The sequence below is a fragment of the Verrucomicrobiia bacterium genome (assembly GCA_019634625.1).
Classification (GTDB): domain Bacteria; phylum Verrucomicrobiota; class Verrucomicrobiia; order Limisphaerales; family CAIMTB01; genus CAIMTB01.
The window spans coordinates 129031-149501 of record JAHCBA010000007.1 but is presented as its reverse complement, the minus strand read 5'-3'; the positions used below and the strand labels follow the sequence as shown (position 1 = coordinate 149501).

Annotated in this window: 16 protein-coding genes and 1 pseudogene; 4 read left to right on the top strand and 13 right to left on the bottom strand. The window is 68.9% G+C overall.

What is annotated here, in order from left to right; genetic code table 11:
* A complete protein-coding gene (locus KF833_06365) occupies window positions 1-297 on the bottom strand; it encodes a hypothetical protein (GenBank protein ID MBX3744917.1) in 297 nt (98 codons plus the stop codon).
* Between the two features lie 376 nt (window positions 298-673).
* Between KF833_06365 and KF833_06360 the strand changes: the two are divergent.
* The 3 genes and pseudogenes from KF833_06360 (at window position 674) to KF833_06350 (ending at window position 3623) form a co-directional block, all read left to right on the top strand.
* Window positions 674-2704: pseudogene (locus KF833_06360) on the top strand (glycoside hydrolase family 127 protein).
* Window positions 2678-3118 (top strand): hypothetical protein, encoded by a 441-nt coding sequence (locus KF833_06355; protein ID MBX3744916.1) that lies wholly within the window; start codon window positions 2678-2680, stop codon window positions 3116-3118. The pseudogene KF833_06360 and the gene KF833_06355 overlap by 27 nt, the downstream one beginning before the upstream one ends.
* Window positions 3119-3368: 250 nt before the next feature.
* Window positions 3369-3623 carry a hypothetical protein gene (locus KF833_06350; protein ID MBX3744915.1) on the top strand — a complete coding sequence of 85 codons (255 nt, stop codon included), beginning with the start codon at window positions 3369-3371 and terminating at the stop codon, window positions 3621-3623.
* Window positions 3624-4128: 505 nt separating this feature from the next.
* Here the strand turns inward: KF833_06350 and KF833_06345 are convergent.
* From KF833_06345 to purS, 7 genes are all read right to left on the bottom strand, one after another.
* Window positions 4129-4893: an endonuclease/exonuclease/phosphatase family protein gene (locus KF833_06345; protein MBX3744914.1), complete on the bottom strand. Its 765-nt coding sequence runs from the start codon at window positions 4891-4893 to the stop codon at window positions 4129-4131.
* A gap of 191 nt (window positions 4894-5084) precedes the next feature.
* Complete coding sequence (locus KF833_06340) at window positions 5085-6239, bottom strand: DUF4380 domain-containing protein (GenBank protein MBX3744913.1); 1155 nt, start codon at window positions 6237-6239, stop codon at window positions 5085-5087.
* On the bottom strand, window positions 6236-6892 hold the full coding sequence (locus tag KF833_06335) for a hypothetical protein (GenBank protein MBX3744912.1): 657 nt from the start codon (window positions 6890-6892) through the stop codon (window positions 6236-6238). Before KF833_06335 ends, KF833_06340 begins: the two co-directional genes overlap by 4 nt.
* Before the next feature lie 15 nt (window positions 6893-6907).
* Window positions 6908-7519 (bottom strand): hypothetical protein, encoded by a 612-nt coding sequence (locus KF833_06330; protein ID MBX3744911.1) that lies wholly within the window; start codon window positions 7517-7519, stop codon window positions 6908-6910.
* A 327-nt stretch (window positions 7520-7846) separates the two neighbouring features.
* Window positions 7847-9040: a beta-ketoacyl-[acyl-carrier-protein] synthase family protein gene (locus tag KF833_06325; GenBank protein ID MBX3744910.1), complete on the bottom strand. Its 1194-nt coding sequence runs from the start codon at window positions 9038-9040 to the stop codon at window positions 7847-7849.
* 84 nt (window positions 9041-9124) lie between these two features.
* Window positions 9125-9838 (bottom strand): phosphoribosylformylglycinamidine synthase subunit PurQ, encoded by a 714-nt coding sequence (purQ, locus tag KF833_06320; GenBank protein MBX3744909.1) that lies wholly within the window; start codon window positions 9836-9838, stop codon window positions 9125-9127.
* Window positions 9839-9848: 10 nt separating this feature from the next.
* Entirely contained in the window at window positions 9849-10094 is a 246-nt protein-coding gene (gene purS, locus KF833_06315) for a phosphoribosylformylglycinamidine synthase subunit PurS (GenBank protein ID MBX3744908.1), read from the bottom strand.
* A 334-nt stretch (window positions 10095-10428) separates the two neighbouring features.
* On the opposite strand from purS, the gene KF833_06310 reads away from it, so the two are divergent.
* Entirely contained in the window at window positions 10429-11943 is a 1515-nt protein-coding gene (locus KF833_06310) for a DUF4070 domain-containing protein (protein MBX3744907.1), read from the top strand.
* Between the two features lie 93 nt (window positions 11944-12036).
* On the opposite strand, the gene KF833_06305 is transcribed toward KF833_06310, so the two are convergent.
* The 5 genes from KF833_06305 to KF833_06285 are packed head-to-tail and all read right to left on the bottom strand — an operon-like array spanning window position 12037 to window position 20315.
* On the bottom strand, window positions 12037-15273 hold the full coding sequence (locus KF833_06305; GenBank protein ID MBX3744906.1) for a hypothetical protein: 3237 nt from the start codon (window positions 15271-15273) through the stop codon (window positions 12037-12039).
* 4 nt (window positions 15274-15277) lie between these two features.
* Window positions 15278-17083 carry a DUF4340 domain-containing protein gene (locus KF833_06300; protein MBX3744905.1) on the bottom strand — a complete coding sequence of 602 codons (1806 nt, stop codon included), beginning with the start codon at window positions 17081-17083 and terminating at the stop codon, window positions 15278-15280.
* A 28-nt stretch (window positions 17084-17111) separates the two neighbouring features.
* Window positions 17112-18596: a GldG family protein gene (locus tag KF833_06295; GenBank protein MBX3744904.1), complete on the bottom strand. Its 1485-nt coding sequence runs from the start codon at window positions 18594-18596 to the stop codon at window positions 17112-17114.
* A gap of 4 nt (window positions 18597-18600) precedes the next feature.
* Window positions 18601-19350: an ABC transporter permease gene (locus tag KF833_06290; protein ID MBX3744903.1), complete on the bottom strand. Its 750-nt coding sequence runs from the start codon at window positions 19348-19350 to the stop codon at window positions 18601-18603.
* Between the two features lie 5 nt (window positions 19351-19355).
* On the bottom strand, window positions 19356-20315 hold the full coding sequence (locus KF833_06285; GenBank protein ID MBX3744902.1) for an ATP-binding cassette domain-containing protein: 960 nt from the start codon (window positions 20313-20315) through the stop codon (window positions 19356-19358).
* Between the last annotated feature and the right edge of the window lie 156 nt (window positions 20316-20471).

Genomic DNA, 20471 nt, shown 5'->3' with positions numbered 1-20471 from the left:
CTATTTCATCTTTCTCAATCCAAGTCCGAGCATGGCCAGTCGACCGGCACCGGGTCTGAACACGCCCTCCCGGGCGACCTTCACCTCCTTGTGTTTGAGAATCTGGCTCACGGCGAGCAGCCAGATGATGGACTCGAAGAACCCGACCAGAGGTGCGAGATACTTGTTGCCCTTGGCAACAAAGACCACGCGTAGAGTTCCCAGTGACTGATCCGCGATGCGTGCCAGCATGATCGCGATCGGTATGACAACCCAAGTGTACCACCAGGAATCGCTTCCTTGAAGCAACGTATCCATATCTCGATTCGTTCAGGTCCGGATGCGTCGGGACACTCGAGTATCCCGGGCGATGCCGGACACCTCGGGGTATTCCCGGCTGTCCGGTCCCGGACGACGGAATGCGGCTGGATTAGGGCATGGCTGTTCCGGTGGCTTCAATGGCATTTGCGCGGATCTCGCGCACGCGGAGGGTCGCGCTTCTCCCTTTCGCCCGGGCGGGTCTGATGCCGGCTTTCGGTGATGCGTGGACGCGCGTCGGGCGGGGTGGGGTGGTGCTACGTTCGACGTTTTTCGCCTCCCGTCCCGGTGATGCCGGTCGGATTGCGCCGCCTTGCGGATCCACGACCTTTCGCTCCCGGATAATGGGTTGATCGCCGGGGCCACTTGAGCGTGGATGAGCGACGCGACCCGGTCCGTTGGGTGTCGGAAGCCGCATCGACTCCTGCGGAATCGAAGACGCTTTGAATCAAGCGCTATGAAGATCACACCGCTTCTCCGGCTGCCTGTCCCCGTGTTCCTGTTGGCCGCCGTGTGCGCCGGACTCTCCGCGGGTGGGGAGGCCCCTGCCCAGACTCCCCGCACCAGGCTGTCACCATTGACCTCGGTGCGCGTGCTGGGGGGGCCGTTCGCGGACGCATTGAAGGCCAACCGGGACTATCTGCTGGCCCTCGATCCGGATCGACTGCTGGCGCCCTTCTTCCGGGAGGCGGGTTTGGAGGCGAAGGCAAGGTCGTACGGGAACTGGGAGAGCGGCGGGTTGGATGGTCACACGGCCGGACATTATCTCTCGGCGCTGGCGACGATGACGGCGTCCGGAGCGGACACGCCCGAAGGCGAACTGCGTCGCCGTTTGGAATCGATGCTCGCCGGGTTGGACCGGTGCCAGCAGGCGTCGGGTGACGGGTATCTGGGCGGGGTTCCGGGCGGACGTGAACTGTGGAGGGACATTGCGGAGGGACGCATCGAGGCCGACGGCTTCGGGCTCAACGGCAAGTGGGTGCCGTGGTACAACCTGCACAAGACCTTCGCCGGCCTGCGCGACGCGTGGGTCATCGCCGGAAATCAAAGAGCGCGCGCCATGCTGGTCCATCTGGGGACCTGGTGTGTGGGGGTTGTTTCCGGACTGACCGGGGAGCAGATGCAGGAGATGCTTCGAGCCGAGCACGGAGGCATGAACGAGGTGCTGGCGGATCTGCACGCCATCACCGGCGAAGAGAGGTTTCTGGAGGCCGCCCGGCGGTTTGGTCATCGGGCGGTACTCGAACCGCTGCAGCGCCATGAGGACCGGCTGACGGGACTGCACGCCAACACGCAGATCCCCAAGGTGACCGGGCTGGCCCGGATCGCCACGCTGAGCGGCGACCCGCGGGGGATGGCGGGCGCCCGGTACTTCTGGGAGAACGTCACCGGGCGGCGGACGGTGGCCTTCGGGGGAAACAGCGTTTCGGAACACTTCAACGACCCTCGGGATTTCCGGGGGATGGTGGAGCACCGCGAGGGTCCGGAAACGTGCAACACCCACAACATGCTCCGGCTGACGGAGCATCTCTTTCAGGCGGAGCCCCGGGCGGCGTATGCGGATTACTACGAGCGGGCTCTTTACAATCACATCCTCGCCTCGATTCATCCGGGAACGCCCGGCTATGTGTATTTCACGCCGATCCGGCCGGCGCATTACCGGGTGTACTCGCAACCGGGACAGGCCTTCTGGTGCTGCGTGGGCACCGGCATGGAGAATCCCGGGCGGTACGGCGCGTTCATCTACGCCGAGTCCGGGGATGACCTCCATGTCAACCTGTTCGTTCCATCGGAACTCACGGTGCCCCGACTGGGTTTGAAGCTGCGGCAGGAGACGACGTTTCCCGACGAGCCGCGCACCCGGCTGGAACTGCGGCTGGAGCAGGCTGCCACGTTCGCGATCCGGATCCGGCACCCGGGATGGGTCGCGGCGGGGGCGTTTCGGGTGCGAATCAATGGGGAGCCCGTCGCGACGAGTTCCGTGCCCTCGTCCTACGCGGAGGTCCGGCGCGAGTGGCGGAACGCGGACCGCATCGACGTGGAGCTGCCCATGCGCACGACCGTGGAACGGCTGCCCGACGGATCGAACTGGGTGGCCCTGCTGCACGGCCCGATCGTGCTGGCCGCACCGTCCGGCACGGAGGATCTGGAGGGATTGCGGGCTGATGACACGCGCATGGGCCATGTCGCGCGAGGGCCGCTGGTTCCTCCGGACCGGGTGCCCGTGCTGGTGGCGGGTCCGGCCGAAGTGCCGCGGCAGGTCCGGCCGGATCCCGCCGCCGGGCCGCTTTGTTTCCGGCTGGAGGGGGCGGTGGAGCCGGCCGTGCCGGGCGGGGTTGCGCTGGTGCCGTTCTTCCGGCTGCACGACGCGCGTTACCAGATGTATTGGGAGGTGCGCAGCCGGGACCGGACGGGCGGGCGGGCGGGCGGGCAATCCGATCCTATGGGCGGACGTTCCGGACATGGCGATGATCCGCGTCGGCGACACGTACTACGGTTCGTCGAAATGGTTCATGCGCCCTCGGGTTCGGCCTCGACGGTGGAACGGGTGGCGCTTGGGCAGGAGACGGTCTTCCTCCGGGTCGAGTGCGATTTTCGGGATCTGGCGGACCGGGCGCGGTTTTTCTACAGCCTGGACGGCGAGACCTGGACCGCCATCGGGGAGGAACTGCGGATGCGCTACACCATACCGCACTTCATGGGGTACCGCTTCGGGCTGTTCAACTACGCGACCCGGACACGGGGCGGATACGCGGACTTCGACTTCTTTCGCGTGGGCGACACGATCGCTGGAGCCGGGGGACCTGCGGATTCCCGATGAGCCGGGACAGGACGGGCATGGCGGCTCCGTGCACCCCGGAGTTCTCGGGAGAAGTGCGGGCATCGCGAGCCGTGGCATCGGTGGGCGGAGTTCCACGAGGCCGCAACCGTGGGGTGTTTTGGGGTGTGGACTCGTGGAGCTCGTCCTGGCGATCGGCTGCCACCTCATCCGCATGCCGGGATGCGCCGATGGTGGCTCGTTCCGGGGCTTTTGGCTTGGGCGGCGGGGAGGAAGGACGGAGGGTGGCGGCGTGGCGATGCTTCGAATGGCCTGCGCGGCGATGGCGACGCGGTTCGAACTGGTGCTGCACGGCCCGGAGTGCCGGCGGCTGCGGGCGCTGGGCGAGGAGGCGGTGGGGGAGATCGAACGGATCGAGGCGGCGCGACGGTGTGTGGGCTGGGACGGGATCGATCTGGATCCGGACCGGCACACGATCGGGTTTCGCGGAATGGTGGTGGAAGCGGGGGGCGGGGTCAGATTTCCGAATATGACCCTTGGGGCGTGACCCCGGTGGGGGCCTCCCAGACCTCGGGAAAGCCACGGCATTGCGCTCCTCCCTGCTCTCCCGTGGGATGGTGGTGAGACCGACAGTTCGACCGGTGCCGTGCTCCCCGCTCAAAGCCACCCTGGAATGGGGACGTCCGCGGTCCTCATCAGCCGGGGCCGCTCCTGCCACGAACTGGGGCACGGTCAGCGGCAGCAAGTGCCCTGCCCACGCGTGCGACGGCCTTGAATGGGGTCCTCATCTCGTGCTCCCAGATGCGCACCACGCGCCACCCAGCCCCGCGCAGGGTCCTTGTGACAAGGCGATCCCTGGCCCGGTTTGCCAGGAGCTTGCGCTCCCGGAACAGGTGAAGGAATGTTCGCCGCGCCGATCGAGGGTGCGACGGAGGAGGGTGACGACGGCGGGAATGGGGCGTCATCGGCGGCGGGGTGGGCGAAACACTCCCGGTGTCGGAGTTTCCTGGAGCCGACGGGCCGTGTCGTGAGGGCCCGGGGTTTGCCTTGGGCTATTCGAGGGTAAGCCAGGCGACGACCGGGAAGTGGTCGCTGGGGTAGCGGCCGTTTCTCTCGAAGGTGACGATTTCGGCGGCGCGGACGCGGGCCTGGCCGCGGAGGAGGATCCAGTCGATGCGCTGACCGTCCTGGCGGGCGGGGCGGAAGCCGTTGAAGGTGTTGAAGGTGGGGTTGATGCGTTCGGCGGCGAGTTCCCAGGTGTCCCGGAAGTAATCGTCGCCGGCCAGGATGTCGAAGGTGCGGTTGGCGCGGGCAGGGGCGTTGAAGTCGCCGACCAGCAGGATGGGGAGCTGGGTGTTGAGGGCTTCGATGCGGCGTCGGACGAGTTCGGCGGATTTTTCGCGGGCGGGCTGGAGGGCGTGGTCGAAGTGGGTGTTCCAGAAGTAGAACTCACGGCCTGTGGTGCGGTCCTTGAAGCGCACCCAGGTGACCATGCGGCGATTGGTGTTGCCCCAGGTGCTGGAGGCGATGACTTCGGGGGTGTCGGAGAGCCAGAAGTGGTCGTATTCGAGGGGGTCGAACCGGTCGGCCCGATAGTACACCGCCATGAACTCGCCGCGGCTGCCGCCGTCGCGGCCAAGTCCGATCCAGTGGTAGGCGGGGAGGTCGGCGGCGAGGTCGTTGAGCTGGCGATAGACGCCCTCCTGGGTGCCGATGAGGTCGGGGCGGTACTGGTCGAGGAGCTCCTTCATCAGGGGGCGGCGGTCGGGCCAGGCGTTGGCGCCTTCCCAACTGGCGTAGCGAAGGTTGTAGGCCATCACGGTGAGTTCGGCGGCCCGGGGGGCGGGGGCGGCGAGGAGGCCGATGGCGAGCAGGAAGGCGGCGGCGAGTTGGACGAGGGTTGGGCGTGGCGTGTGGCGGTCCGGGAGGGACGAGGGCCTGGCGAAACGGGGGGGGGAGGACAGGGACTCGTGCATGGGGGGAGGGTGGGCCGGGATGGGAAGGGGATTCAAGGGATACGGAACGTTTTTCGGGCGAAGGCCTCGGGATCGGAGCCGGGCGGGCGGCGGAGGAGGGTGTAGGTGTTCGTTTGCGAGAGGCTTTCGCCGGGGCCAATGCGGCGGAGGGGCCCGAGCATTTCGAGCTCGATGTAGGTCTTCGGGTCCGGGTTGGTGTAGATCTCCGCGCTGCTGTCGTGGTCGGGGTAGGAGGCGCCGCGCAGTCGAGGGCTTTCGATCAGCAGGGCCTGGTCGGTGCCGACCCACAGGAGGCGGTCGGTATCGAGACCGATCTTGGTGGAGCGCCGGGGATCCCGGGTGAGGGAAAGCAGGCCACGTTCCACGGCAAGGTCGGACGGGAGAGCCTCGCCGGACTGGCGGTTATAGCCTTCGGGAAAGAGGGAGCGTTCGGGAATCGGTGCGAAGACGGCCACGGGGTGTCGGAGTTGGGTGACGATCCAGACGCTGACGGTGACGGGGGGGCCCTCGACCTTCTCGAAGGTGGTGCGGACGGTCATGGAAGGGGCGCCGGAAGGGAGATGGATCTCGCGTTGGATGCGGATGCCGTAGTGGGGATCGACGGGCGAGGTCATGATCACGGTGTCGCGGCGGACGGACAGGGTGACCGGCATGGCATCGAAGGCGGCCGGGGGCGGCCAGGCGCGCGGGGTGAGGCGGGGCCAGTCGGATTGAGGTGCGGGCCAGGCCTTGTCGCCGCCGAAATTGCGCCACTCGGTGGAGTCGGGGTCGGGAGGATGGCCGTGGAGGGCGGGGTCTTCCCAGAAGGGGCTATTCTCGCCGGCCCAGCGGAACTGCTGGATGCGGCCGATATCGGGCACCACCAAGGCTTCGACGCGGCCGTTGGAGAGGGTGAAGCAGCGGTCCCAGCCGGCATAGGGGCCGACCTGGATCTGGAGCGGGGCGACCGAAGGGTTGGTGGCGGCGAGGGCCGCCGGAGTGGCGGGGGGCCTGGGGGCGGGGCGAACTGCGCGGGAGAGCTGTTCGGCTCCCTTGGGCTGGGCGGAAGAGGTCGGGGTGGTGGGAATGGCGAGTACGACCAGGAGGGCGAGGAGAGGATGAATGAGGCGGAGCGGGGCGGTTGAGGCGGCCGCGTGGCCGGGCGGGTTGGGGCGGCGGAGGGTGGGGTGGGAGGCGCCTGGGTTCATGGGGGCGGGCGGGAGGGGAGGAGAGCATCGAGGCCGATTTCGCGTAGGAGGAGACGGACGAGGAGCGGGGTGAAGTCCGAGGTGGAGCGGACGTTGCGAAGGACTTCGTTGGTGAGGCCGAGTTCCAGTTGGCGCTGGAACGGGGGGAATCCGAGGTTGGCGATACGGCCGCGATCGGCGGCGAGGTGGAGGGTTTCGATGCCGGTGTGGCGGAAGCCGGGGGGGGCGAGGAGGAGGGCGTCGAGGAGGGAGGCGCGTTCCTGAACGGCGCGGACGACTTCGTGGAGGTTGGTGCGACCGTCGGCGGAGCGGACGAGGCTGATTTCGGCGAGGTGGAGGTGGGCGGACTTGAGGCGGATTTCGCGGCGGCTGAGGGCCTGGCCGTCGAGTTCGAGACGGATGCTGGGGGCATCGAGGAGGAGACCGCCGCCAAAGGCGGGGGCGTTGGAGATGCGCAGATCGGTGAGGGTGACGGTGCCCTGGAGGAAGGCGGTGTGGAGTCCGGCGAGGCGGGTGTCGAGACCGGTGACCGTGCGGAGGCGGTGGGCGAGCCAGGGCCGGAGGAAGATGTCCTTGGCCAGCACCACTCCGACCACGAGGACGACGAGAGCGAAGAGGAGGCGTCCGAACCAGCGGGAGAAGAACCGGATCACGCGGGCGGGGCGGGTTTAGGCGACGGTGATGTCTTCGGGGCGGACATCGAGGCATTCGTCCTGGTCTTCCCAGACGACGGCGGGGAAGGGGTCGAGGAGTTTGGAGAGGTGGGTGCGGACGATGCGGGCGAGGAGTTTTTCGGCGCGGGTGGCCGCTTCATCGAGGGCATGGTCGTAGTTGCCGCTCTGTTTGCGTTGCCGATCGTCCCAATGGGCGACGTCGTGGATCTCGGAATAGTCGGCGGCCCATTTCCGGAAGGCGTTCTGGAGCTGGGCGGGGAGGTCGTCGAAGGGGACGGCGGTCACTCCGCAGTGCAGGCAGAGCAGGCCGGATTCGACGACGTCGCGGGTGAAAAGGGGAAGGAGGGGGGCACGGCAGCATTCGGCTTCGCGGTAGTCGGCCGGGGCATTGGCGAGGCGTTTGAGCCAGACCTGGCGATCATGTCCGATCTGGGCGGCGAGGCGATAGGCGCCCACGAGCGGGTGGGACATGCGCCAGACCCGGCCGCGGAGCTGGCCGAGGGTTTGGGCCATCCATCGGGCGAGGGTGAGGTCGTCGAATTCCCGGAAGATGCTCCCGTACTCCTCCCACAATTGATCAACGGGCGATTCCTTGGCCTCAGACATGGGGCGAGACTGGAAGGGAGGGCGTCGTTTGTCCAACCGGGGTTTGGGGGAGGGGAAGACTGAAGACTGAAACCTGAGACCTGAAGCCTGAAGCCTGAAGACTGAAGACTGAAGACTGAAGACTGAAGACTGAACGGTGAATCGTGGCGGTGCAGCCCGGAGTTGTGGGTGAGGAGGCAGCGAATCAGAGGGACGCGCGGTGCGAGGCCTCAACCCAACGCGCCATGCTGTTGCGGCCTCGTGGAACTCGGCCCTCCGAAGCGACGCTTTGTGGATTTCGCACCTCTCCCCACCATTCGGGGATGCACGGGAATCGTGGGGGTGGGGTCAGGCGGGGGGGGTGAAGATGAGGGAGGCGAGGTTGCCCCAGAAGCCGAGCGAATTGCTCATGACGCAGGGGGGGGTGAGGGGGCGGGGGGTGGCGAGGACGAGGTTCAGTTCGAGAGCGGTGTCCGGGTGGGGACAGGCGGCGATGGGTGGGGCGAGGCGATGGCGGAGGGATTGCACGGCGAGGACGGCTTCGAGGGCGGCGGCGGCTCCGAAGCAATGGCCTGTGACCGGCTTGGTCGAGGTGACGGACGGGGGGCGGGAGGCGGAATGGAAGAGATGGCGGAGGGCGGCGGCTTCGGCGGCGTCGTTGACGGCGGTCCCGGTTCCATGGGCGTTGACGTGGCCGACCTGGCTGGGGGAGAGGCCGGCGCGGAGGAGGGCGGTTTCCATGACCCGGGCGAGCCCGGCACCGTCGGGCCGGGTGGCGACGCGATTGTGGCATTCGGCGCCGAGGGCGAATCCGGCAAGCCGGGCCAGGGGGGGGAGGCCGCGGCGCCGGGCCTGTGCGGCGGTTTCGAGGACGAGAAAGGCGGCGCCTTCACCGGGGGTTGTGCCGTTGCGGGTCCGGTCGAAAGGGCGGCAGGCGAGACGGGGGTCGGGGTGGCTGCCGAGAATGCCGGCTGCGGCGAAGGCTTCGAGGGTGGGTCCGGTCAAGGGGGCCTCGGCGCCCCCGACGAGGACGGCGTCCGCCTGGTCGGTGAGGAGCAGGGATGCGCCGGTGACGATGGCGTGGGCGGCGGAGGCGCAGGTGGCGGAGAGGGTGAGGCAGGGGCCGGCGAAGCGAAAAGCGAGGGAGAGGGCGCCGCTCAGCGAGGCGATGGCGGAGTGGGCCGACTGGGAAGGGCGGACGCGCGGGGGCGGCGGTTGGGACCAGAGTTCGACGGGGCCGCGGGAGTTCCCGACCGCCACGGCGACGCGGGAGGAATGCAGTTCGGAGAGGCGGGCCTGGCGGCTGGCGGCCTCGGCGGCGGCGAGGGCGAACTGAGCGGAACGGTCGAGGCGCCGGGCCTGCGGGAACGCGGGGGGGATGGGGGGGTCAGGGGCGCGGCAGAGGGCACGCGGCTGGCCGGCAAGAGGCACGGACACGGCCGGGGAGCGTGCCTGAAGGGCCGTCCGGAAGAGTTCCTCCGGGGTGGTGCCGGCGGCGCACCAGACGCCGAGTCCGGTCACGACGAGGTCGGCGGGGGCCATGGGGGGAGGAGGGAAACCCGGAGTCGGGCCGGAAGTGGGGTGGTCGGGCTGGCGTCCGGCCAGGTGTCGCGGGGGAGGGACGGTTCAGGCGGCGCGGGGGGCGGAGCGTTCGCGGTATTCGTCGAGGAGGCTTTGGAAGACCAGGAGGCCGTCGTCGTTGCCAAGGATGGTTTCGCAGGCCCGCTCGGGGTGGGGCATGAGCCCGGCGACATTGCGGGTGGCGTTGCAGATGCCGGCGATGTGCCGGAGGGAGCCATTGGGGTTGGCGCGTTCGGACGGGGTGCCGGCGGGGTCGGCGTAGCGCCACAGGACCTGGTCGCCGGCTTCGAGGGCATCGAGGGTGGGTTCGTCGGCGAAGTAGCAGCCTTCGCCGTGGGCGATGGGGAGACGGAGCGTCTTGCCTTCGGGGATGGCGCGGGTGAAGGGGGATCGGCGGGTGACGGTCTGGAGGAAGATGTTTTCGCAGCGGAACTGGAGGGAGCGATTGCGAATGAGGGCGCCGGGAAGGAGGCCGGCCTCGCAAAGGACCTGGAAGCCGTTGCAGATGCCGAGGACGATTCCGCCCCGGCCGGCGTGTTCACGGACGGCGCCCATGACGGGGCTGAACCGGGCGATCGCGCCGCAGCGGAGGTAGTCACCGTAGCTGAAGCCGCCGGGGACGATGACGGCGTCGGCGCCGCGGAGGTCCGTCTCCTTGTGCCAGACGAGGTCGGCTTCCGCGCCGAGGGCATGGCGGAGGGCGTGGACGGCGTCCTGATCGCAATTGGAGGCGGGGAACTGGAGAACGGCGAAGCGCATCGGGGGGTTGTCAGTCCACGATGTCGAGGCGGTAGTCCTCGATGATGGGGTTGCTGAGGAACCGGTGGCTGGCCTCGTCGAGGGCGCGACGGGCGGCGTCGGGGTCGGTGTCGGGGGCGAGTTCGACCTCGATGTACTTGCCGACGTGGACGGCCTCGATGCCGGAGTAGCCGAGGTGAGCGAGGGCGTTGAGCACCGTCTTTCCCTGGGGATCGAGGACGGCTTTTTTGGGGGTGATGATGATCCTGGCCTTCATGGGGAAGACACGTGGAGGAGACTGTGGCGGCGGCGGGGAGTCGGAGGCGAGGCGATTCTTGGGGATGCCGGGCCATGCCCGTGCCTCCCGGCGTTGTGGGGAGGGGTGCGAACTTCGCGAAGCGGCGCTTTGGAGTGCCGGGTTCCACGAGGCTGCAACGGTGTGGAGCGTTGGGTTGAGGATTCGCGGAGCTCGTCCCTCCGATTCGCTCCGTTCAACGAGCCGGCGACTGGCCGAGGGGCGGGACTGACCAGGAATTGGTCTGGCGAGAGCAACAGGGGTGGGTTGCAGGTCGGGGAAGGGCGATGGGAGGGTTCATGCCAGAAGGGCTGTTGTGAATGTATTGCTGGTGTACCCGCCGAACCCGGAAACGTTTTGGAGCTTTCAACATGTGCTGCATCTGGTGGCGAAACGTTCCTCGTATCCTCCCCTCGGGTTGCTGACGGTGGCCGCGCTGTTGCCGCGGAAATGGGTCCTGCGACTGGTGGACGCGAATGTAAGGGCCCTTCGGGACGAGGACATTTTGTGGGCGGACTACGTGTTGATCAGCGGGATGATCGTTCATCGGGCCGCGGTGAGGGAGATCGCGGTGCGGTGCCGGGACCTGGGACGGCCGGCGATCGGTGGCGGGCCGTTGTTCGCCCCGGGTTCGGGGACGATTCCCGAAATTCCTCATGTGGTGGTGGGGGAGGCGGAGGAGGTGATGGCGTCGGTCGTCGCCGATATGGAACAGGGGGCCGTTCGTCCGGAGTATCGGGCAGGCGGGCGTCCGGATTTGTCGCGGGTTCCCATTCCGAGGTGGGACCTGATCGACTTCCGGGACTACGTGACCATGGCGGTCCAGTTTTCCCGCGGCTGCCCGTTCGACTGCGAGTTCTGCGACATTGTGGCGATGAGCGGCCGGGTGCCGCGGACGAAGTCGGCCGGGCAGTTCGTGGCCGAGTTGGAGGCGCTGCGGGTGCGGGGCTGGAAGGACATGGTGTTTGTGGTGGATGACAACTTCATCGGGAACCGGCGCCGCACCCGGGAGTTGTTGGGGGCGATGATCGCGTGGCGGGAGCGGACGGGGACGGCGATGGGATTTCTGACGGAGGCTTCGGTGAACCTGGCGGATGATCCCGAGTTATGCGCGTCGATGGTGGGGGCGGGGTTTCGGAAGGTGTTCGTGGGGATCGAGACGCCCTCGGTGGAAGGGTTGCAGGAGTGCCAGAAGGTGCAGAACCAACGGCGCGACCTGGTGGCGGCCGTCCAGAGTCTCCAACGTGCGGGTCTGGAGGTGATGGGCGGGTTCATCGTGGGCTTCGACAGCGACCCGGTGGACATTTTCCGCCGGCAGTTCGAGTTCATCCAGCGGTCGGGGGTGGTGACGGCGATGGTGGGTCTGTTGACGGCCCTGCCGCAGACGCGGCTGTACCAGAGGCTGCTGCGGGAGGGACGGATCGAGACGGAGAGTTCGGGGAACAACACCGGTCTGGCGCTGAACTTCACTCCGCGTCTCAACCGGGAGTTTCTCCAATCGGGATACCGGGAATTGATGCGGCGCCTGTACGAGCCCCGGGAGTATTACCGCAGAATCCGCACCTTCCTGAAGCATCACCGTCCGTCGGCGGCACCGATGCGCCTGTCGGTCCGCGAGGTGACGGCATTTCTGAAGTCGCTCTGGCTTCTGGGCCTCCGGCATCGGGGGCGGCGTTCCTACTGGCGCCTGATGGGGACGGCGCTGCTGCGGCATCCGCGTCAGTTCCGGATGGCCATGGAGATGGCGATCCTGGGTCATCATTTCCGCTGCGTGTCGGCGGGGCTTCAGGGGCCGGCCGGTTCGGAGGATGCTCCTCTCGCAAGCCTGTAGGTGGGGTCGTTCGGAGGTATGGGTCCTGACGGGCGCGATTCCAGGGGGTGCGATGGATGGGGGACTCGCGGAGTTCGTCCCTCCGGGGGGAAGTCAGGGCCGGGGAGGGGGTGGGTCGGGGTTGGGGTCAAGGTTGGGATCGGGAGGGGGATCCGGCGGGGGTTTGGGGGCGGGGTCGTCGCCGAGGCCGAAGAGGCCGCGGAGGACCTTCATGGGCTGGAGGGGGAGGAGGAGGAGCTTGGGGATGTAGAGGGGTTCGCTTTCGATTTCGGCAAGGGTGCCGGTGACGCGGAACTCGAGGAGCTTGGTGAGGGGACGGAGGACGAGTCCGAAGATGGGGCCGATGCCGATGATGTCGGTGAGGATCTGGCCTTCGACGCGGGCGTCGATGCGCTGGTCGAAGTCGATGGTGCCGCGGTAGAGGAGCTTGGCGGGGGGGCAGTTGATGACGAGGTCGCGGGTGAGGATGACGCTGTTGGTGAGGGTGAAGGTGGAGGAGGCGCGTTCGGCGCGGTTGTTGCCGAGGCCTGGGACGACGGAATTGAGGACGGGGCTGAGGAAGCCGAAGATGGGGACGTTCCAGAGGAGACCATTGCGGAGGTCGGCCTGGCCGCTGCCGTTCCAGGAGTGGAGATCGGCGGTGCGGGCGGAGTGGATGTCGAGGACGAGGTCGAAGGCGCCTTCGGCGAGGTTGGTGCGTCCGGGGGTGGCTTCGCGGAGGAGATCGGCGAGGGAGGCGTCGCGGACGCGGGCTTCGAAGCGGTAGCCGGTGTCGTCGGGCTGGCGGAGATCGAAGGCGGCATGCCCTTCGAGGGTGCCGCGGTAGAAGGAGGCGTGGAGGTTGGTGAGGAGGAGATCGGGGCCTTTCCAGAGGAGACGGGTATCGAGGCGGTCGGCGGAGAGCCGCCAGAAGCGGAAGGGCCCGCCGGAGATGTGGAAATCGAGGTCGGCGGAATCGATGTCCTGGGTGCGGAGGGAGCCCTGGACGCGGACGGTGGGGGGGGTGTCGAAGCGGTAGGGGGCGATGCGTTCGGGGAGGGTGGGGCCGATGGCGGCGGCGAGGACGGCGGGATCCAGGGTGGAGATGGCGTTGGTGAGGGTGAGGAGATCGTCGCTGAAATCGTAGCGGACGCCTTCGGCACGGGCTTCGCCGGCGTCGCGGAGGAGGCGGGCGGGGGCGGCGACGAGGACGGCGTTGGTGTAGTGGACGCTGGCGTCGAGGCGGTCGAAGCGCTGGTTGCGGAAGGTGAAGGGGGGGAGGGTGAGGGAGCCGAGGATGGCCTGGCGGGTGCCTTCGGACCAGGGGCCCCAGACGGAGAGGTCGGCTTCGACGGGGCGATCGAACTGGAAGAGGTCGAGGATGTCGGCGGTGTGTTCGCCGAGGATGGGCTTGAGGACGGGGGGATGAACGGGGCCGCGGGCGTCCACGCGGTATTCCTGGGAATCCTCGTGGTAGGCGACGGCGATTTCCTGGCGGCCTTCGGGGCGTTCGGTGCGGAGATCGGGGAGGCGCCACCAGGCACCGTCGTAGGAGAGGGAGGAGGCGGCCTTGAGGAAGGGGATTCCCTTGAAGGAACCGGGGCCGACTTCGAAGCGGCCGTCGAGGCGGAGGGTGGGTTTGACGGCGCCGTCCCAATCGGGCCGGGGTTGGGACCAGGGTTCGAGCCGGGCCTGGGCGCGGGCGTGGACGGTGGGGGGGTCCTGCCACTGGTAGCGCTGGAAGTTGGTGCGGCTGCGTTCGCCGAGGAGGCCGTCGATGGCGTGGAGATCGAAGGTGGTGCGGGCTTCGGCGGAGGCGAGGCGGGCGGGGACGTCGAGGCGGGCGGAGAGCTGGACGTCACCGCGATGGAGGGCGGCTTCGAGGTGGGGGACGAGGAGGAGCGGGGGTTGCCAGTCGAGTCGGGTTTGGAGGCGGTCGAGATCGAGGCGTGGCGAGCGGAGTTGGGCGAGGCTGAGGTCGAGTTGGCCGTGGTAGGGCCAGAGGTGGGACCACCAGGCGAGGTCGGGGGGGGGCTCGCCGGGGTCGGGGCGGTGCTGGAGGCGGCCTTCGATCCGGGTGGGTCCGAGGGTACCCGGGGCGCCGTTGAGGGAGGCGAGTTCGAGGCGGAGATCGAGGTGTTCGGGGGGGCGTGGGGCGGCGGGGTGACGGGCGGTGAGATCGAGGACGGCGCGGGTGCCGGCAAGGCGGTCCAGATGGGCGGGACCTGCCTCGATGGCGGCGGCCTCGGCGTGGACATGGGAGAGGAGAGGCAGTTCGGGGAAGGGAGTGGGAGCGGTGTGGGCAGGGGTGCCGGGGTGGGGTGGGAGGAGCGTGTGTTCGCCGCGGGCGACGAGCTGGCGGGCGCGGGCGACGGGGAGGAAGAGGTGTTCGACCGAGGCGGTCCAATGGGCGTTGGTGGGGAGGGCCGGGCGGGGAGGGCCGGAGGAATCGAGCCGGGCGGCGAGGCCGGTCCAACCGCCGTGGGGGGATTGGAGTTCATCGATGTCGAGGGTGACCGAGGAAGTGGCGGGGCGTTCGGGATCCGGAGGCGGCTGGACGCGGAGACCGAGCCGGAACTGGCGGACCTCGCCGTGAGGGGTGAGGAGGGCGGGGGCGTGGAGGTAGGCGTCGGCGCGGAAGTCCCAGGGTTGGCGTCCGTCGAGGGCGACGTTGAGTTCGAGGCGGGGCGGGGTGGGGGCGGACCAGAGGGTGAGTTCGTCGATGAGGGAGCGGAGGGCGAGGGTGCGTTGAAGGAGGGCGTCGGGATCGTCGGGGGTGGGCGGGCGGGGCTGGCGGAGCGCGGCGGCGTGGGTGAGATGGGCGCGCAGTTCGAGGTGGAGTCCGAGGGATTGGGCGGAGAAGCGGCTGATCTCCCAGGCATCGTTGGGGAGGAAGCGGAGATCGGCATGGATCCGCTCGACGGTGAGGTGGCGTGGGGGATGGTTGGAGAGGGGGAGGGGGATGACGAGGGTGCCGTGGCGGATGACGAGTCCGCGGACGACGCCGCGGTGGCGCCAGGGGGGCGGGGCGAGGTTGAGATCGGCTTCGTCGAGGGTGAGGCGGGGACCGTCGGGGCCGAGCCAGGCGACGCGCAGGTTTTCGGCGACGAGGCCGCGGAACCAGTGGAAGCGCAGGGAACCGAATTCGGCGGTGACGCCGTGCTGGGCGAGGGCTTCCTCGATGGGCTTGCGAAGGAAGCCGGGGATGCCGGCGAGGCGCAGCCATGTCATGAGGGCGAGCAGGAGGAGGATGCCGGCGAGGGCGGCGATGCGGGTGGCGCGGAGGAGGCGCCGGCCGCGGGTCTGTCCCGGCGGCGGGGTGCTGGGTTCGGGTTCGGGGTCGGGATCCATCGGATCAGGGGGCATTGCGGCCGGCCTCGGTGAAGCCGATTTCGGCCCAGAGCCGGTCGAAGACGGGGCCGGGGAGTTCGAAGGTCAGGCGGGCACCGTCGGGGGCGGTGAAGGCGGCATAGCGATGGCCGGAGGCGCTGGTTTTGCCGAAGGCGAGGTGGAGGGGGTTGAGGGGCGCGGGGGCCCGGAACTCGAGGGTGACCTGGGGTCCGGAGGTGGTGCCGAAGAGGTGGGCGCGGGCATCGCCGAGTTCGACCCAGCGGAGGGCGCGGGACTGGCCGAGTTCGAAGAGGGCTTCCTCGAGGGCGAAGGGGTTGATGGTATTGCGCCAGCCTGGGGACGGGAGGTAGTCGTTTTCGGCGACGCGACGGATGGACCAGTCGAGGCCGTCGTTGCGGACGGCGATGGAGGCGACCTGGGCGGGGTCGAAGCGCCAGAGGGAGCGGTCGCGCCAGCGCCAGGCGACGGTGGGGAGTTCCTCGGCATCGGCGGGATTGAGGGCATAGACTGAGTCCTCGCCGGGGACGCGGGCGAAGACGCGGTTGTCGCGGAGGAACCCGGTTTCCAGGATGGCGAGGGGGGAATTGGTGTCGCCGGGTTGGGCATGGAGGGAGAGGCGGGCGGTGGGCGGGGCGAGTCCGTAGGTGGGGAGGTCGAGGTCGGTGACGACCTCCTTGGCGATGTCGAGGAATTCGAGGCGGACAAGGTTGAGGAGGAGGCGCTGGACGAGCTGGGAATCGGCGGGGACATCGGAGGGCCAGAGGCGCCAGGCGCCGGACTGGCGGACGAGGCGGAAGGGATCGGGGGTTTCGACGACGAGTTCGGCGACGTTGGCGGGGTCGAAGCGGAGGATGCGGCGGTCGAGGAGATCCTTGTAGGAGAGGCGGAGGAGATCGAGGGTTTCGGCGGGGACGACGAGGAGATCCTCCTCATCGGCACGTTGGGCGAGGATGGAACCGTCCGGGGCGGAGGGGGCACCGAGGGCGAGGGAGAAGACCTCGCGGGGGCCTTGGAGAAGGGAGAGGACGAGGCGCGGGGGCTGGAGGCCGGCGGCCTCCGGGGCGGGGCTGGCGGCGGGGGGGAGGAAACGGCGGATCTGGGTGGTTTGGAGGCGGCCGAGGAGGTGATGGACCCGGTCGGAATCGGCGCGGGCGGGGCGTGGTTCGGCGATTTCCCAATTCCGGTTGGTGGCGGGTCGGACGAGGGTGAAGGCGGCGGCGGGACCGGCGACGCGGATGCGGTCGAAGCGGAGCTGGGCGAGGGGGAGGAGGGTGGTGTCGCGCCATGCTTCCGGGCTGGCGGGGAGGCCATCGAGGAGGGAGGCCGGGGCGGTGAAGATGCCGGGTTGACCGGAGACCTGGAAGAAGACGTGGCTGCCGGTGACGTTGCGGACGCCGAAGAGGAGGTCGAGGCGGGATTCGGGGCCGGAGGCGGTGAGTTGGAGGATGGGCGGGTTGAGTCCGAATTCGGCGGTGATCTGGGGGTTGGCACGGAGTTCGGCGATGCTGAGGACGGAGCGGCCGGAGAGTTCGGCGATGCGGCGGAGGAGGTCGTCGATGAGGTGGCCCTGGGCGGGGCGGCGGGTGGGTCCGGCGATTTCCCAGCGGGCGGCGGGTTTTTCGAGGTGGACGATGTTGGAGGCGGAGCGGATTTCGAGGGAGGTGACGGAGGCCGGGGCGAAGGCGGGGACGATGCGGGGGACGGCGGCGGCGCGGAGATGGGCGAGGCGGGCGGGACGTTCGAGGAGGAGGATGAACAGGGCGAGGGCGGCGGCGATGGCGAGGAGCCGGAGGGTGTTGCGCCAGTTCATGCGGGGAGGGGTGGTCGGGTGAGGGGTGTCAATGGCGGCGCCACCAGACGAGGAAGCCGAAGGCGAGGGCGCCGCCCGGGAGGGCGACCAGGAGGAGGAGACGGATCATGTGTTGTTCGGCCGGGGTCATGACGACCTGGTAGGTGCGGATGGGGGCGGGCTGGATGCCGCCGAGGAGATGGGAACGATCGAGGAGCCAGTTGATGGCGGAGGTGGCGAAGTGTCGGTTTCCGCCGACGAACTGGATGAGCTGGTTGGCGAGGAAGCTGGATTCGCCGACCACGACGATGCGGGTGGTGCCGAGGCTGGCGGCGACGCCGGGGAGGGCGCCGCGTTCGACGGCGACGGCGAGGGGGATTTCACCCTGGGGATCGTCGGGTCCGAAGCGGTGGGCGCCGCCGACGAAGGTGGAGACGGCGACGCCATTGCTGCCGGTGCGGAGGAGGGGTTCGATGCGGGCGGGGGCGCCGAGGATGTTGGGGAGGCGGCGGGCCTGGACGGCCCGGGGGAGGAGGAGGTAGAGGCGGGAGCCGCCGAGGGGCCGGGTGACGGGGTGATTGCCGAAGCGGGTGACGATGAGGATGGCGCGGTCGGAGTTTTCGGCATCGAGGACGAGGGTGTCGGCGACATCGACGCCCCAGTCGGCGAGGAGGCGTTCGAGTCCGGTGTGGGAACGGTGTTGGAAGAGGACCAGGAGGCGTCCGCCGCGGCGCAGGTAGCGGTCGATGGCGGACAGTTCGCCGGGGGTGAGAGGATCCTGGGGGCCGGCGATGACGAGGAGTTCGCATTCGGCGGGGACATCGTCCCGGCCGGCGAGGCTGAGGCCGGCGACATCGATGTGGTCCTCTTCGAGGAGGGAGGCGAGGTGGCGGTAGCCGGTCTGGGGGGCGTCGCTGCGGAAGTCGTGTTCGCGATGGCCTTCGAGGAAGAAGACGCGGCGGCGGGAGCCTTCGCAGACGGCGTTGATGGCGGAGGTGAAGAGGAGTTCGCCCTTGAAGGCGACGGGGTGCGCCTCGGGTTCGCCGCGGATGAGGGCGGCGGTGTCGTAGTCGCGGAGGTCGCGGGCGGGGACGACCTTGGAACGGCCACCGGACTCGAAGAGGACGAGGGCGGGGTCATTTTCGTCGAGGGTGAAGGGGACGCGGAGGCGGAAGGCCTGGGCGGCGGCCGGGTTGGTGGTGAAGTCGATTTCCTCGATGGTGAGGCGCGGGGAGGCGGCGGCGTATTCGCGGAGGAGGGCGCGGACGCTGGGGTAGACGGGGTGTTGGCGGTCGAAGAAGACGGTGATGCGGATGTGGTTGGTGAGACCTTCGAGGGCGCCGCGGGTGAGCGGGGAGAGGCGGTGATCGCCGGCGGCGCCGAAGTACCAGCGTGGGGCGTAGTGGTGGGCGAGGTAGTTCGCCATGAAGGCGAGGGCGAGGACGGAGGCGGTGGCGAGGAGGACGCTGCCGCCGATGGCGAGGCGGCGCCAGGGGGAGAAGCTGGGTTCGGAGGGGGGCGGGGGGGGATGCATGGGGTCAGCGCCAGCGACGGCCTTCGACGACCTTGAGCGTGAGGTAGAGGAGGACGGAGGCGAGGCTGAGGTGAAAGACGAGGTGACGGAGGTCGATGACCCCGCGGGCGAATTCCCACATTTGTTCGACCAGGGAAAAGTTGCGGAGGATGGAGGTGGACCAGGCGGTCTGGCCGGCGAGGGCGGGCATGGCGAAGCTCGAGAGGAAGAGGGTGACGCCGAGGGCGAGGGCGACGATGGCGGAGACGATCTGGCTGCGGGTGAGGGCGGAGGCGAACACCCCGAGGGCGACGTAGAGGGTGCCCACGGAAAGGATTCCGAGGAAGGTGGTGGCCAGGGTGCCCCAATCGAGGCTGGAACCATCGGGGGTGTAGCGGCGGACGATGAGGAGGCAGCCGGCGAGCGGGAGCCAGAGAACGGCGTAGAAGGTGAGGGCGCCGGCGAACTTTCCGAGCACCACCTGGGCGTCGGACACCGGGGTGGTCATCAGGGTCTCGTAGGTCCCGGTCGCCCGTTCGAGGGCGAAGGTGCGCATGGTGATGATGGGGGTTGAGAGGAGGAGGATCACCCAGAAGAAGAGGGAGCCGAAGAACAGTTCGGTCAGGGGCGTGTGGCTGGGTTCGCGCAGGGCATCGACCATGAGGACGAAGCTGACGCCCATGAGGAGGAGGACGGCGGCCAGAACGATGTAGCCGATGGACGAGGCGAAGGCGGAGGCCACTTCGCGACGCCAGAGGGTAAGGAAGACGCGCATGCCGGTCATTCGTCGAGGCGTTCGCTCCGGGTGAGGTGGACGAAGATGTCCTCGAGCGAATGGCGGGTGAAGGTGAGTTCGCGGAGGCGCCAGCCGCGGGACCGGACCTCGTCGAAGACGCGTTCGCGGAGGTCGGAGCCGTGGGCGGGGGTGATGGCGCAGCGGAAGTAGGAGCCGGCGGCGGGGGCGATGTTGAAGCTGGCGACCTCGGGGAGGGTTTCCCAGCAGTCGCGGAGATCGGTTTCGGGGGCGAGGATTTCGGCGACCACCTGGCTGCCCTCGCTGAGGGCGGCCTGAAGGTCGGCGGTGGTGCCGGCGGCGCGGACGCAGCCGCGATGCATGATCAGGACGCGGGTGCAGGTCATTTCGACCTCGGGAAGAATGTGGCTGGAGAGGAGGACCGACCGGCGCTGGGCGAGGTCCTTGATCAACTGGCGGAGGGAACGGATCTGGTTGGGATCGAGTCCGATGGTGGGTTCGTCGAGGATGAGGAGGGGCGGGTCGTGGACGAGGGCATCGGCGAGTCCGACACGCTGGCGGAATCCCTTGGAGAGGGTGCCGATGATGCGTTTGCCGACGTCGCGAAGGCCGCACATGTCCTGGACCTGCTCGACGCGCTCGCGGCAGTGGGAGCCGGAGAGACCCTTGAGGCGGGCGCGGAAGCGGAGGTACTCGCGGACCCGCATGTCGGGGGGGAGCGGATTGTTTTCGGGCATGTAGCCGATGTGGCGGCGGACCTCGACGGAATGGCGGAAGACATCGAAGCCGGCGACGCGGGCGGTGCCGGAGGAGGCGGGGAGGAAGCCGGCAAGGATGCGCATGGTGGTGCTCTTGCCGGCACCGTTGGGGCCGAGGAAGCCGACGATCTCGCGGGGCCCGACGGCGAAGGAGAGCTGGTCCACGGCGGTGACCCGACCGTAGCGTTTGGTCAGGCCCGAAACTTCGATGACCGGCGGTGCGTGCATCCGGAACCGGATAAGCTAGGGGCAGGGGCGGCGGGGTCGCCACGAGAAAATCCGGTCAAGAGCGCGGGGCGGTGCATCCCCAAGTTGTCGGTGAGGAGGCAGCAAATCGGAGGGACGAGCTCCGCGAGTCCTCATCCCAACGCACCCCATCGGTGC